This is a genomic window from Yersinia similis (assembly GCF_001053095.1).
GTDB lineage: Bacteria > Pseudomonadota > Gammaproteobacteria > Enterobacterales > Enterobacteriaceae > Yersinia > Yersinia similis.
The window spans coordinates 1-12,843 of record NZ_CGBP01000019.1 but is presented as its reverse complement, the minus strand read 5'-3'; the positions used below and the strand labels follow the sequence as shown (position 1 = coordinate 12,843).

Here is a 12,843-nt window from a genome sequence, read left to right as displayed (position 1 = left end):
TGCAAGGAATTGATAAACGGTATGAAAATACTGGTCATCGGCCCTTCATGGGTTGGCGATATGATGATGTCGCAAAGTCTTTACCGTACCCTGAAGGCCGAATATCCGGCAGCAGACATTGATGTGATGGCACCCGCATGGTGCCGCCCGCTTCTGACCAGAATGCCAGAAGTCCGTCACGCAATCCCAATGCCATTAGGCCATGGGACATTTGCCTTTGAGGAGCGTCGCCGTTTGGGTCTGGCCTTACGTGAAACCGAGTATGATCGTGCTTACGTGTTGCCCAACTCATTTAAATCTGCGCTGATCCCTTACTTTTCAGGGATCAAACGACGTATTGGCTGGCGCGGCGAAATGCGTTACTTCCTGCTCAATGACCTCCGTATTCTGGATAAGCAAGCCTTCCCGATGATGGTCCAGCGCTACGTCGCATTGGCCTATGATAAAGAACGTATTCGTTCAGCGGCAGATTTACCACAACCGTTGTTGTGGCCGCAATTGCAAGTACGCGACGAAGAAATTGCAGAGACGACTGCCTCATTCAACCTGACGGATAACCGGCCCATTATTGGATTCTGCCCCGGTGCAGAATTTGGGCCAGCGAAACGTTGGCCACATTATCACTACGCCACGCTGGCGCAAAAATTGATTGATGATGGCTATCAGGTCGTCTTATTTGGCTCTGCGAAAGACAATGAAGCTGGTGAAGATATACGTCTGGCATTGAGCGATACAGATCGCGAATATTGCCTCAATCTGGCGGGGCAAACCTCACTGGAACAAGCTGTCGTTCTCATCGCCGCCTGTAGTGCTGTTGTGAGTAACGATTCTGGTTTAATGCATGTCGCGGCAGCACTCAACAAACCATTAGTGGCATTGTACGGCCCGAGCAGCCCAGACTTCACGCCACCACTATCAGAGAAAGCCACGGTAATCCGCCTGATTACCGGCTATCACAAAGTCCGCAAGGGCGATTCTGCACAGGGCTATCATCAAAGTTTGATTGATATCCAACCCGAACAAGTGATGGCCGCTCTTGAGAAGCAATTAGTCACGCAAAAATGCTCAGCCAAAGGGGGCGATTAATGCACGTATTGATCGTTAAAACCTCTTCAATGGGCGATGTTTTACATACCTTACCCGCGCTGACTGATGCCATGAATGCCATACCCGGTATTCGCTTCGATTGGGTGGTAGAAGAAGGGTTCAGCCAAATCCCCAGTTGGCATCCGGCGGTGGATAAAGTGATCCCGGTGGCCATCCGCCGTTGGCGTAAAAACTGGTTTGGTAGTGATACCCGGCAGGAACGCTGTGATTTTAAACGTGTGGTACAACAACGCAGTTATGATCTGGTCATTGATGCCCAAGGGCTGATTAAAAGCGCTGCGCTGATAACCCGGATGGCGAAAGGCACGAAGCACGGGCCGGATTGTAAAAGTGCCCGTGAGCCGTTTGCCAGCTGGTTTTATAACTGCCGTCATGAAATTGATACCAAACAACATGCTGTAGAACGTATACGCCAACTGTTCGCTAAAAGCCTCGGCTATGACAAACCGGAAAGTGAAGGCGACTATGCCATCGCACAACGCTTTTTAAAAAAGTTACCGGCTGATGCCGGTCAGTACTTGGTTTTCCTTCATGCGACGACCCGTGACAACAAGCACTGGCCCGAAAGTCATTGGGTACAATTGATTGAGTTAGTGCAACCCACAGGTTTAAAAATCAAACTGCCATGGGGCGCAGAACATGAGCATCAGCGCGCTTTACGATTAGCTGAACATTTTCCATACGTAGAGGTTCTGCCTAAGCTCAGTCTTCAACAGGTCGCCGAGGTTCTGGCGGGGGCAAAAGCGGTAGTCTCTGTCGATACTGGCCTCAGCCATCTGACCGCCGCACTGGATCGCCCGAACATCACACTGTTTGGCCCCACTGACCCCGGTTTAATTGGCGGCTATGGGAAAAACCAAATTGCCATGATTTCCGAGCAAAAAAGAATGGATACCCTCTCTGCGGCCACTATTATGGCGCGATTAGAAACACTCATTTCATAAGGTACCATTATTTATTTGCGGTGCTTTATTGTTGCTGAAAGAGTGAGTTAATAAACATCCGATATAAAACTTTCATCGACTCTGATAATTATCAGAGTCGATGAAATTAAGAGATATTATTCCAATAAATAGCACCACCGCAGCTCTAAAGATAAGATTTCAGAGAAAATTTACTTATCAATTTAACACAGCACAATTAACTATTTTAATCCCATACCCGGCCAATTTTTTAGCCAAATCAACAGGAAATGAAAATGATTCTCATTTTTAATGAGAAAATTCAATAAATAGCCTCTCTTTTATCACTCAGAACAAGATATTATATTCTTCCGATGAATAACCACGGCCCAATGTGGTGATCCTCCCTCCTAGCTGGAAAGAGCCTTTCTTGCTCAGATATGGTATTATTCTTAATAATCCATATAAATGAAATTGATAGAATGCTGCTGCGTTTATACCAGGTACTCCTCTACCTTATTCAACCCCTGATTTGGCTACGTTTACTGTTACGTAGCCGTAAAGCCCCCGCTTATCGCAAGCGTTGGGGGGAACGCTATGGTTTTTGTGCCGGTAAAGTCGTCGCTGGCGGCATCATGCTGCATTCCGTTTCAGTCGGAGAAACACTGGCTGCAATCCCATTGGTCAGAGCATTACGCCACCGTTACCCGTCGTTGCCTATCACGGTGACCACAATGACGCCTACTGGCTCAGAGCGCGTCCAGTCTGCATTTGGTAAAGACGTTCATCACGTTTATTTACCTTATGATCTCCCCGGTTCTGTGAACCGTTTCCTTGACCAGGTCAATCCCAAACTGGTTATCATCATGGAAACTGAACTTTGGCCTAATCTGATCAACACACTGCATCGCCGTAAGATCCCACTGGTTATTGCCAACGCACGGCTTTCTGCCCGCTCTGCGGCAGGTTACAAGAAGATTGGCAGTTTTATCCGCAATATGCTGCAACGTATCACGTTGATTGCGGCACAGAATCAAGAGGATGGCGATCGCTTCATCGAACTGGGACTTAAACGTTCCCAGCTCACCGTGACTGGTAGTCTGAAGTTTGATATTTCTGTCACACCGGAGTTGGCAGCCAGAGCTGTGACACTACGCCGCCAATGGGCACCGCATCGCCCCGTTTGGATTGCGACTAGTACTCATGACGGTGAAGAAACTATCTTGTTGGAAGCCCATCGGCAGTTACTACAACAATTCCCAACCTTGTTACTGATTCTGGTACCTCGCCATCCTGAACGATTCGGAAAGGCTGTTGAATTAACACAGAAGATAGGCTTGAGTTATACATTACGTAGTAAAGGTGAAGTACCCTCGAGTAGCACCCAAGTCGTCATTGGCGACACTATGGGCGAGCTGATGCTGCTGTACGGTATTGCCGATCTGGCCTTTGTTGGCGGTAGTTTGGTTGAACGTGGTGGTCATAACCCGCTGGAAGCTGCGGCTCATGCTATTCCCGTGTTGATGGGCCCACATACCTTTAATTTTAAAGATATTTGCGCCAAGCTGGAGCAAGCTGAAGGGTTAATTACCGTGACAGATACTCTGTCGCTGGTAAAAGAAATCACGATGTTACTGACTGATGAAGATTGCCGCCTCTACTATGGCCGCCACGCGGTTGATGTCTTACATGAAAATCAGGGTGCACTGCAACGGTTATTACATTTGTTGGAGCCTTATCTGCCACAACGGAGCCACTAAATGGGTACAAAAAAACGTCTGTCGGTGGTAATGATAACCAAGAATGAAGCCTCTCTGCTGACGGACTGTTTGGCATCCGTGGCCTGGGCGGATGAAATAATCGTGTTAGATTCTGGCAGTGAAGATGAAACACTGACATTAGCTCAGCAATACGGGGCTAAAATTTACAGCAACGTCGACTGGCCCGGTTATGGTAAACAGCGGCAACTCGCTCAACAATATGCCAGCGGCGACTATATTTTGATGTTAGATGCTGATGAGCGGGTGACCCCAGAGCTTAAAACTGCGATTGAATCTGTCCTGCTAGCACCAGAAGAGGGTGCCGTTTATAGCTGTTCGCGCCGGAATCTCTTTTTAGGGCGCTTTATGCGCCACAGTGGCTGGTATCCAGATAGGGTGACTCGGTTATATCCTCATCACCAATATCGCTACAACGATAATTTAGTCCATGAATCACTCGATAGCGGCTCCGCAAAAGTCATCCCACTGGATGGTGATTTATTACATCTGACTTGCCGCGATTTTTTTGCCTTTCAACGTAAACAGCTCCGTTATGCCGAGGCGTGGGCCATCCAACGCCATCAGCAAGGCAAAAGTTGCAGTTATTTTTCCATTATCAGCCATACTCTTGGGGCATTCAGTAAAACGTGGTTACTACGTGCTGGCTTCCTTGATGGTAAGCAAGGACTATTACTGGCAGTAGTCAACGCGCAATATACCTTTAATAAATATGCAGCGCTGTGGGCATTGAGCCACCAATATCAGAAAAGCGAGAACTCATGAGCACCAAAGCCATCTATCCGGGGACATTTGATCCCATCACTAATGGGCATTTGGATTTAGTGACGCGCGCATCAGCGATGTTCAGTCATGTGATCTTGGCCATTGCGGACAGTTCCAGCAAAAAGCCAATGTTTACTTTGGATGAGCGTGTAGCACTCGCTAAAAAGGTGACTGCACCGCTAAAGAATGTTGAGGTTCTGGGATTCAGTGAACTGATGGCTGAGTTTGCCAAAAAGCACAATGCGAATATTTTGGTACGGGGTTTGCGTTCAGTATCAGATTTTGAATATGAATGGCAACTGGCCAATATGAACCGCCACTTAATGCCAAAATTGGAAAGCGTATTTCTGATGCCATCAGAGAAATGGTCGTTTATCTCTTCCTCATTGGTGAAAGAAGTGGCGCGCCACGGTGGGGATATCACGCCATTCCTGCCAAAACCGGTTACCAAGGCATTATTAGCCAAATTGGCCTAAACCTCTCAATGCTGGCAGTGGCGGCAAAAGAACGTACTGCGCTGCCCGTGTTTCGCTATTTCAATGGGATGCCCACACTGCCGACATGGTTCACCCGCCCGCCCATATACCTGCAACTCTTGCGCAAAGTACCCTGGCTTACCATCCGACTGCAGAAAATCACGTAATGTGGTGCCGCCCTGCTCAATAGAATGCAATAACACGGCTTTTATCGTTGCTACCAGCAATGCGATTTCAGCGTCAGCCAATGAACCCGCAGCGCGGTCTGGCAAAATCCCAGCAGCAAACAGTGATTCGCTCGCGTAAATGTTACCCACTCCGACAACCACTTTGTTATCCATCAACCACGGTTTAATCAATGTGCGCTTATTACGCGATCTATCGAACAGATATTGCGCAGTAAATTCATTACTTAGTGGTTCTGGCCCTAAATGGGCTAATACGTTACTAGTTTCAAGGTCTTTTGCCCACAACCAGGCACCAAAACGTCGTGGATCGGTATAACGTAATATTTTGCCGTTATTGACCACCAAATCGACATGATCGTGTTTTGCAGCCACAGTTTCTTCAGATAATACGCGCAGGCTACCTGACATGCCCAAATGTATGATGATCCAACCTTTAGGCAGCTCTAACAGTAAATACTTTGCTCGGCGTTGAACACTCAGTACTGGTTGATCGCTAAGTGTTAGAATTTCATCGGATACCGGCCAGCGTAAACGGGCATTTCTGACCACGGCATAAAGGATTGTCTGGCCGACAAGATAAGGTTCGATCCCGCGGCGGCTGGTTTCAACTTCTGGCAATTCAGGCATTTCACCTCCTCTCAACGTATCTCACTGTACTTTATATAATAAAAAACCCGGCCGAGGCCGGGTTTTCTTAGTCAGCTAAAATTACTTAATTTTAGCTTCTTTATAGAGTACGTGTTGACGGACAACTGGATCAAATTTCTTCAATTCCAATTTTTCCGGCTTAGTACGCTTGTTCTTCGTAGTGGTATAGAAGTGACCAGTACCAGCAGAAGAAACCAGCTTAATCTTCTCGCGAACACCTTTAGCCATGATTCAGTTCCTTAATACTTCTCACCGCGGGCACGAATTTCGGCCAAGACCGTTTCAATACCCTTTTTATCAATAACACGCATACCTTTAGCAGATACACGCAGAGTTACAAAGCGCTTCTCGCCCTCAACCCAAAAACGGTGAGAGTGCAGGTTCGGCAGAAAACGGCGTTTGGTCGCGTTCATTGCGTGAGAACGGTTGTTACCGCTCATCGGGCGCTTGCCAGTAACTTGGCAGACTCGGGACATGTCTATTCTCCAAAAATCAAATCAGCTCGAGCTTCGTATAGGGTATGGCCGCCTCGTCAGGCTTTAGAGCCCATCTCAGCAAATTCACTGAGAAGACTCACTGTCATCAGGTCAGAAACCCCTGTCACCAGGCTAGAAACCTGCTGAGATAGGCTCTTCACGCCAAACCCAAGATTCTCAAAGGTGGCGTAGTATACGCTCTGAAGCGTAAGTGCTCAAGTCCCGAACAGCTAAAGATCCCGAAAAGGATCAATAAATATTGCTCTAAAGCCATCCTCGTTCAGCAAATGAGACACATTCACCCCGGCCAACTACTAAATGATCGAGCACCCGAATATCTAATAATGAACAGGCTTTTATCACCTGTGTCGTTATTAAACGGTCAGCTTGGCTCGGTTCAGCCTTACCAGAGGGATGATTATGCGCCAGAATCAGCGCGGCGGCATTAACCTTCAGCGCTTCACGCACAATTTCTCTCGGATGGACCTCAACGCTGCTGATGGTACCAGTAAACATCTCCTCATGGCGAATAACACGATGCTGGTTATCCAAAAATACTACTAAAAAGACCTCTCGTTCACGGTGAGACAGTATATTTTGCAGAAACTTTTGTGTGATACCGGGGTTAAGCAGGACACTTTCCCGCATCAGGTGAGATGAAAAACAACGACAGGCCAGCTCACCAATGGCCTGAATCTGACTATATTTGGATACACCAATCCCTTTATGGGTACATAACGTTTGATAATCTGCAGATATCAACCCATGCAGTGAGCCAAATGTCTCAATTAAGTGCTCTGCCATCTTCATTACATGCATCCCAGGCATACCCGTACGCAAAAAAATAGCGAGTAGCTCAGCATCTGTCAGTACCGCAGCACCATATTTCAGTAATTTCTCCCTTGGGGCCACCTGCCCATACCACTCATCCATTCCTTAGCTCCTGTTATCCCTGAACTAGGCAAGTAGCATGACATAGGGTTTCACACACCACGATCTCGCGCTTGACGGCATGCGTGAGGTCTCGCAAATTTTACGATTGGTCGCTTCAGAGAGTGCCCTGATAGCTAATCTGTTCAACGGTTATGCTAAAATATCGCTTCTTACAGCTTTCATTCGGACAATCATGATGACGGGACTTTCCGGCAAGCATATTGTGCTCGGGATAAGCGGGGGTATTGCCGCGTATAAATCTCCTGAGTTAGTACGCCGTTTGCGCGACAAAGGTGCAGATGTGCGAGTAGTGATGACCCACGCAGCTAAAGCGTTCATTACGCCACTCACGCTACAGGCAGTCTCGAGTTACCCTGTTTCTGATGATTTGCTCGATCCCGCGGCAGAAGCTGCTATGGGGCATATTGAACTGGGTAAATGGGCTGACTTAGTCATTATTGCCCCCGCTACGGCGGATTTACTGGCCAGAATGGCAGTTGGAATGGCCAACGATCTGCTGACAACCGTTTGTCTGGCAACCGCTGCACCTATTGCAGCAGTACCGGCAATGAATCAGCAAATGTACCGTGCACCAGCCACGCAGGAGAACTTACAAATCTTGTCCCAACGGGGTGTATTACTGTGGGGGCCAGACAACGGTAGCCAGGCTTGTGGCGATATCGGTCCGGGTAGAATGTTAGATCCACAAGAAATCGTGGCCTTAGTGCACAATCATTTCTCTGCAAAGCAAGATCTGCAACATTTGAGTGTCATGATTACCGCCGGGCCAACACGCGAACCACTTGATCCTGTACGCTTTATCAGCAATCAAAGTTCGGGCAAGATGGGCTTCGCGATTGCCCAGGCATTGGCTGCAAGAGGGGCTAACGTCACGCTGATAGCTGGTCCTGTGAATTTATCAACACCTGAAGGTGTAAAACGCATTGATGTGATTACTGCTCTTGAGATGCAACATGCTGTTCAAAAAATAGCACAGCAGCAGAATATTTTTATTTCTTGTGCCGCAGTAGCGGATTACCGTGCTGAACATGTTTCTGACGAGAAAATAAAAAAACAAGGAGACGAAATCACACTTAAGTTGGTGAAAAATAAAGATATTGTTGCAGGCGTGGCCTCAATGACTAAAAATCGCCCATTTGTTGTTGGATTTGCGGCTGAAACCCAGAATGTGGAAGAATACGCACGACAAAAGCTAGCGCGAAAAAATTTAGATCTGATTTGCGCTAATGATGTATCACTCGCAGAGCATGGTTTTAACAGTGATACCAATGCCTTGCACCTTTTTTGGTCGACTGGAGAGAAACATTTACCACTCAGTGATAAATATCTTCTCAGTCAGCATTTAATAGACGAGATTGTCAGCCGTTATGATGAAAAAAATCGACATTAAAATTCTGGACCCACGTGTTGGCAACGAATTTCCATTACCCACGTATGCCACAGAAGGTTCTGCCGGGCTGGATTTACGTGCCTGTTTGGATCACGCAGTAGAGCTACAGCCTGGGCAAACAACATTGTTGCCAACCGGTTTGGCTATCCACATTGGTGATAGTGCACTTGCCGCGGTTATTTTACCTCGTTCAGGTCTGGGGCATAAACACGGGATCGTATTAGGTAATTTAGTGGGCCTTATAGATTCCGACTATCAGGGGCAATTGATGGTATCCGTATGGAACCGTGGCCAGCAGCCTTTCACCATCGAACCCGGTGAGCGTATCGCTCAGATGGTATTTGTTCCTGTGGTACAAGCAGAGTTCAACCTGGTTGAAGACTTTACCGACAGTGTACGTGGTACCGGTGGTTTTGGTCATTCTGGACGCCAATAACCAACCCTAGACCCCAATACCGTAAAAAAGCTATCACATAAGTCGCCTGGGCATTGTTCCCAGAGCGGCCGGTGTTTGGGTTTTTGTTATTAAGTCATTTTTAGCAAGGGTCTACTCGGACATGGCAGAAAAAGAAAATACGAAAAGGAACAGGCGCGAGGAAATATTGCAGGCTTTAGCACAAATGCTGGAATCCAGCGATGGCAGCCAACGCATTACTACCGCGAAACTCGCCGCTAATGTGGGGGTTTCTGAAGCAGCGCTTTATCGGCATTTCCCCAGTAAAACGCGGATGTTTGATAGCCTGATCGAGTTTATTGAAGATAGTCTAATGTCCCGCATTAATTTGATTCTGCAAGATGAAAAAGAGACATTTAATCGCCTCCGCTTGATCCTGCTGTTGGTATTAGGGTTTGCAGAGCGTAACCCTGGACTGACCCGAATCATGACCGGGCATGCGCTCATGTTTGAGCAGGATCGCTTACAAGGGCGGATTAACCAGCTATTTGAACGAATTGAAATGCAGTTGCGCCAAGTCCTGCGTGAGAAAAAGCTGCGTGATGGACAAGGCTTTATCCATGATGAAGCGCTACTGGCCACCCAATTGTTGGCATTTTGCGAAGGGATGCTTTCACGTTTCGTTCGTTCTGAATTCCGTTACTGTCCAACACAAGAGTTTGATTCCCGCTGGCCGTTGATTGTCGCCCAGTTGCAATAAAACGCAGGATCACAACGCTCTCTTTCCTCTTTTCCGTAAGACATAGAGAGAATAGCGAATCAAGCTACGCCAAAAGGGCAAACCGCCCTCTTGGCGTATTTTTATTCGAGATTATCCAATGTCATTAGCGGCGTTACAGCTAAAGGGTAACCCCATATTGCTCGCGATACTGCCGCACCGCTACCAAATGCTCAGCCATCTCTGGCTTATCTTCCAGATAGCGAATCACATCATTCAGCGTCACGATAGCAACGACCTTACAGTGATAATCATGTTCAACTTCCTGAATCGCTGAAATCTCACCACGCCCACGTTCCTGGCGATCCAGTGAAATCATCACACCTGCGAGGATCGCACCCTGCGCATTAATAATCTCCATTGATTCACGAATAGCGGTACCGGCGGTTATCACATCATCCACTAGCATCACCCGCCCTTGTAATGGGCTACCGACAAGATTGCCACCTTCACCGTGAGTTTTCGCTTCTTTACGGTTAAAACAGTAAGGCACGTCACGCTCATGATGCTCCGCCAATGCTACGGCGGCCGTTGTCGCAATAGGAATACCTTTGTATGCTGGCCCGAACAGCAGATCGAACTCGACGCCACAATCCATTAAAGCGGCAGCATAAAAACGCCCCAGTTTTGCCAGATCCAGCCCGGTGTTAAACAACCCGGCATTGAAGAAGTAAGGGCTAATACGCCCAGACTTCAGGGTAAATTCACCAAATTTCAACACCTGCTTGTTAAGCGCAAACTCGATAAACTCGCGCTGATAGGCTTTCATTGGTACCTCTCCTCTCCAGATTGTGACTACTTTCGTTAATAACGTTATGTGTAAATTTGGTTTATTACCCAATGGCTAACGTGATTCATCACTGAAATAAATGCGCGAATGCTTGACATTCCAGGTTAGCGGGTAAAAAAAAGGCGACTATCCGTCGCCTAATAAATTTATGATTCCAATGCCACCTTCTGCGCCTGGAAGATGGTTTCTATCCCCCCCCGGGCCAGGTCCAGCAACGCCAATAACTCTTCGTGACTGAACGGCTCACCTTCAGCGGTGCCTTGCACCTCAATCATCCGGCCATCTTCCATCATCACCACATTCATATCTGTTTCTGCCGCAGAGTCTTCCACGTATTCCAGATCGCAAAGAGCCTCACCTTTAACTATCCCGACAGATACTGCAGCAACCAGACCTTTCATTGGGTTAGCTTTCAATTTACCATTAGCAACCAGTTTGTTCAGCGCGTCAGCCAATGCCACACAAGCACCACTGATTGAGGCGGTACGGGTACCACCATCCGCTTGCAATACATCGCAGTCTAAGGTGATGGTAAATTCACCTAACTTCTTCAAATCAACCGCAGCACGTAAAGAACGGGCAATCAGACGTTGGATTTCAAGAGTACGCCCACCTTGTTTACCTTTTGCGGCTTCGCGCGCATTACGGCTATGGGTCGAACGGGGCAACATGCCATATTCTGCCGTTATCCACCCTTGGCCCTGGCCTTTCAGAAAGCGTGGAACACCCTCTTCAACCGTGGCGGTACACAATACTTTGGTATCGCCGAATTCAACCAACACTGAACCTTCAGCGTGTTTCGTATAATTACGGGTCAAAGTCAGTGGGCGGACTTGTTGAGCTGCTCGGTCTGCTGGACGCATGGGCTTTCTCCGGCTTGAAATCTATATTGGTCGCGCATTATACGGCCTTCGTGATGTAATGCCTATCCTGCCCGCACCTGCGAAGCTATAATCCCCCCATCTTTTCTTTAAAACGAGTACGCAACGATGATCCGCAGCATGACCGCCTACGCTCGACGTGATATTAAGGGTGAATGGGGCAACGCAGCCTGGGAGCTGCGCTCCGTTAACCAACGCTATTTAGAGACGTACATTCGCTTACCAGAACAATTCCGGAGTCTGGAACCGGTGATCCGCGAACGTATTCGCAGCCGTCTGACACGCGGAAAAATTGAATGTCATTTACGTTTTGAGCTGGATGCCAACGCACAAAGCTCTTTGATCCTCAATGAAAAACTGGCGAAGCAGTTAGTTGAAGCCGGTAACTGGGTCAAGATGCAAAGTGATGAAGGCGAAATCAACCCAGTAGATATCCTGCGCTGGCCAGGGGTAATGTCTGCTGAAGAACAAGATTTGGATGCGATCAGCACCGAGTTAATGCAGTCGCTGGATGCCGTACTAGACGATTTTATTGTTTCCCGGGAAACCGAAGGTGCAGCACTAAAAACGCTTATCGAGCAGCGTTTAGAGGGTGTCAGCGCTGAAGTGGTTAAAGTCCGCGCTCATATGCCAAATATCTTGCAGTGGCAACGTGAGCGCTTACTGAACAAACTGGAAGAAGCGCAAGTTCAGTTGGAAAATACCCGCTTGGAGCAGGAGTTGGTGTTAATGGCACAGCGTGTCGATGTGGCCGAAGAGCTAGATCGTTTGGAAGCGCACGTCAAAGAAACATACAACATTCTGAAGAAGAAAGAAGCCGTTGGCCGCCGCCTTGATTTTATGATGCAAGAATTCAACCGCGAGTCGAATACGCTGGCATCAAAATCCATCAATGCCGAGGTCACTAACTCCGCCATTGAGTTGAAAGTGTTGATTGAGCAGATGCGGGAACAGATTCAAAATATCGAGTAAGGTTTCACAAGCTATCACTAGAACGCAAAAAACCAGCAAAGCCCGCATATAGACGGGCTTTTTTATTATCATGAGCTATCATAAAGACGCATTAAAGCGCATGATTACCGTGTACACAAAGGTGTACCCAATGCGTTTTGTGTACATCATTTTGGGTACACCCTTCTATTCAATGTTCAGGTAGTCGTTATGGCAAAACTCACAGACATGTAGATTCGGGCTTGGATAAAGGCCGGAGAACGATTTGAAAGCCGGGCAGATGGCAATGGGCTGTATCTGCGACACAGGGAAGGGTTTCTGAACGCTTACGGCCTGAGTCGGTTCGCGCCCCTGCCTTATGACCC

General features: G+C 47.7%; 15 protein-coding genes and 1 pseudogene. 10 read left to right on the top strand and 6 right to left on the bottom strand.

Going from position 1 to position 12,843, the window contains the following annotated elements:
- The first annotated feature begins 21 nt into the window (after positions 1-21).
- The 5 genes from rfaF (at position 22) to coaD (ending at position 5,028) form a co-directional block, all read left to right on the top strand.
- Positions 22-1,086: an ADP-heptose--LPS heptosyltransferase RfaF gene (gene rfaF / locus AC971_RS14125; protein ID WP_025382037.1), complete on the top strand. Its 1,065-nt coding sequence runs from the start codon at positions 22-24 to the stop codon at positions 1,084-1,086.
- Positions 1,086-2,051 (top strand): lipopolysaccharide heptosyltransferase RfaC, encoded by a 966-nt coding sequence (gene rfaC, locus AC971_RS14120; RefSeq protein WP_025382036.1) that lies wholly within the window; start codon positions 1,086-1,088, stop codon positions 2,049-2,051. The genes rfaF and rfaC overlap by 1 nt, the downstream gene beginning before the upstream one ends.
- 440 nt (positions 2,052-2,491) lie before the next feature.
- A complete protein-coding gene (gene waaA, locus AC971_RS14115) occupies positions 2,492-3,769 on the top strand; it encodes a lipid IV(A) 3-deoxy-D-manno-octulosonic acid transferase (RefSeq protein ID WP_025382035.1) in 1,278 nt (425 codons plus the stop codon).
- Positions 3,770-4,552 carry a glycosyltransferase family 2 protein gene (locus AC971_RS14110; RefSeq protein WP_025382034.1) on the top strand — a complete coding sequence of 261 codons (783 nt, stop codon included), beginning with the start codon at positions 3,770-3,772 and terminating at the stop codon, positions 4,550-4,552.
- The gene (gene coaD, locus AC971_RS14105; protein WP_025382033.1) at positions 4,549-5,028 is read left to right on the top strand and encodes a pantetheine-phosphate adenylyltransferase; all 480 of its coding nucleotides are present in this window, start codon (positions 4,549-4,551) and stop codon (positions 5,026-5,028) included. Before AC971_RS14110 ends, coaD begins: the two co-directional genes overlap by 4 nt.
- Before the next feature lie 5 nt (positions 5,029-5,033).
- On the opposite strand, the gene mutM is transcribed toward coaD, so the two are convergent.
- From mutM to radC, 4 genes are all read right to left on the bottom strand, one after another.
- Entirely contained in the window at positions 5,034-5,843 is an 810-nt protein-coding gene (mutM, locus tag AC971_RS14100; protein WP_025382032.1) for a bifunctional DNA-formamidopyrimidine glycosylase/DNA-(apurinic or apyrimidinic site) lyase, read from the bottom strand.
- Positions 5,844-5,924: 81 nt separating this feature from the next.
- Positions 5,925-6,092, bottom strand: a complete 168-nt coding sequence (gene rpmG / locus AC971_RS14095) for a 50S ribosomal protein L33 (protein ID WP_002208990.1) — start codon at positions 6,090-6,092, stop codon at positions 5,925-5,927.
- A gap of 11 nt (positions 6,093-6,103) precedes the next feature.
- On the bottom strand, positions 6,104-6,340 hold the full coding sequence (gene rpmB, locus AC971_RS14090; protein ID WP_002208991.1) for a 50S ribosomal protein L28: 237 nt from the start codon (positions 6,338-6,340) through the stop codon (positions 6,104-6,106).
- 264 nt (positions 6,341-6,604) lie between these two features.
- Positions 6,605-7,273, bottom strand: a complete 669-nt coding sequence (gene radC, locus AC971_RS14085; protein WP_025382031.1) for a RadC family protein — start codon at positions 7,271-7,273, stop codon at positions 6,605-6,607.
- Between the two features lie 193 nt (positions 7,274-7,466).
- Here radC and coaBC point away from each other — a divergent pair, with 193 nt between their 5' ends.
- From coaBC to slmA, 3 genes are all read left to right on the top strand, one after another.
- Positions 7,467-8,684: a bifunctional phosphopantothenoylcysteine decarboxylase/phosphopantothenate--cysteine ligase CoaBC gene (gene coaBC / locus AC971_RS14080; protein WP_038402480.1), complete on the top strand. Its 1,218-nt coding sequence runs from the start codon at positions 7,467-7,469 to the stop codon at positions 8,682-8,684.
- The gene (gene dut / locus AC971_RS14075; protein ID WP_038402087.1) at positions 8,662-9,120 is read left to right on the top strand and encodes a dUTP diphosphatase; all 459 of its coding nucleotides are present in this window, start codon (positions 8,662-8,664) and stop codon (positions 9,118-9,120) included. Before coaBC ends, dut begins: the two co-directional genes overlap by 23 nt.
- Positions 9,121-9,241: 121 nt before the next feature.
- Positions 9,242-9,838 carry a nucleoid occlusion factor SlmA gene (gene slmA / locus AC971_RS14070; protein ID WP_002208995.1) on the top strand — a complete coding sequence of 199 codons (597 nt, stop codon included), beginning with the start codon at positions 9,242-9,244 and terminating at the stop codon, positions 9,836-9,838.
- Positions 9,839-9,977: 139 nt separating this feature from the next.
- Here slmA and pyrE read toward each other — a convergent pair whose 3' ends face one another.
- Positions 9,978-10,625 (bottom strand): orotate phosphoribosyltransferase, encoded by a 648-nt coding sequence (gene pyrE / locus AC971_RS14065; RefSeq protein WP_025382028.1) that lies wholly within the window; start codon positions 10,623-10,625, stop codon positions 9,978-9,980.
- A 167-nt stretch (positions 10,626-10,792) separates the two neighbouring features.
- Entirely contained in the window at positions 10,793-11,509 is a 717-nt protein-coding gene (gene rph / locus AC971_RS14060) for a ribonuclease PH (protein WP_025382027.1), read from the bottom strand.
- Positions 11,510-11,635: 126 nt separating this feature from the next.
- Between rph and AC971_RS14055 the strand changes: the two genes are divergently transcribed.
- Together AC971_RS14055 and AC971_RS25770 are read left to right on the top strand one after the other, a co-directional pair.
- On the top strand, positions 11,636-12,499 hold the full coding sequence (locus tag AC971_RS14055) for a YicC/YloC family endoribonuclease (RefSeq protein WP_025382026.1): 864 nt from the start codon (positions 11,636-11,638) through the stop codon (positions 12,497-12,499).
- Between the two features lie 90 nt (positions 12,500-12,589).
- Positions 12,590-12,843: pseudogene (locus AC971_RS25770) on the top strand (hypothetical protein); the annotation flags it as partial.

Coding starts and splice junctions, on each gene's coding strand:
- rfaF (WP_025382037.1), top strand. CDS start 22: ATGAAAATACTGGTCATCGGCCCTTCATGGGTTGGCGATATGATGATG.
- rfaC (WP_025382036.1), top strand. CDS start 1,086: ATGCACGTATTGATCGTTAAAACCTCTTCAATGGGCGATGTTTTACAT.
- waaA (WP_025382035.1), top strand. CDS start 2,492: ATGCTGCTGCGTTTATACCAGGTACTCCTCTACCTTATTCAACCCCTG.
- AC971_RS14110 (WP_025382034.1), top strand. CDS start 3,770: ATGGGTACAAAAAAACGTCTGTCGGTGGTAATGATAACCAAGAATGAA.
- coaD (WP_025382033.1), top strand. CDS start 4,549: ATGAGCACCAAAGCCATCTATCCGGGGACATTTGATCCCATCACTAAT.
- mutM (WP_025382032.1), bottom strand. CDS start 5,843: ATGCCTGAATTGCCAGAAGTTGAAACCAGCCGCCGCGGGATCGAACCT.
- rpmG (WP_002208990.1), bottom strand. CDS start 6,092: ATGGCTAAAGGTGTTCGCGAGAAGATTAAGCTGGTTTCTTCTGCTGGT.
- rpmB (WP_002208991.1), bottom strand. CDS start 6,340: ATGTCCCGAGTCTGCCAAGTTACTGGCAAGCGCCCGATGAGCGGTAAC.
- radC (WP_025382031.1), bottom strand. CDS start 7,273: ATGGATGAGTGGTATGGGCAGGTGGCCCCAAGGGAGAAATTACTGAAA.
- coaBC (WP_038402480.1), top strand. CDS start 7,467: ATGATGACGGGACTTTCCGGCAAGCATATTGTGCTCGGGATAAGCGGG.
- dut (WP_038402087.1), top strand. CDS start 8,662: ATGATGAAAAAAATCGACATTAAAATTCTGGACCCACGTGTTGGCAAC.
- slmA (WP_002208995.1), top strand. CDS start 9,242: ATGGCAGAAAAAGAAAATACGAAAAGGAACAGGCGCGAGGAAATATTG.
- pyrE (WP_025382028.1), bottom strand. CDS start 10,625: ATGAAAGCCTATCAGCGCGAGTTTATCGAGTTTGCGCTTAACAAGCAG.
- rph (WP_025382027.1), bottom strand. CDS start 11,509: ATGCGTCCAGCAGACCGAGCAGCTCAACAAGTCCGCCCACTGACTTTG.
- AC971_RS14055 (WP_025382026.1), top strand. CDS start 11,636: ATGATCCGCAGCATGACCGCCTACGCTCGACGTGATATTAAGGGTGAA.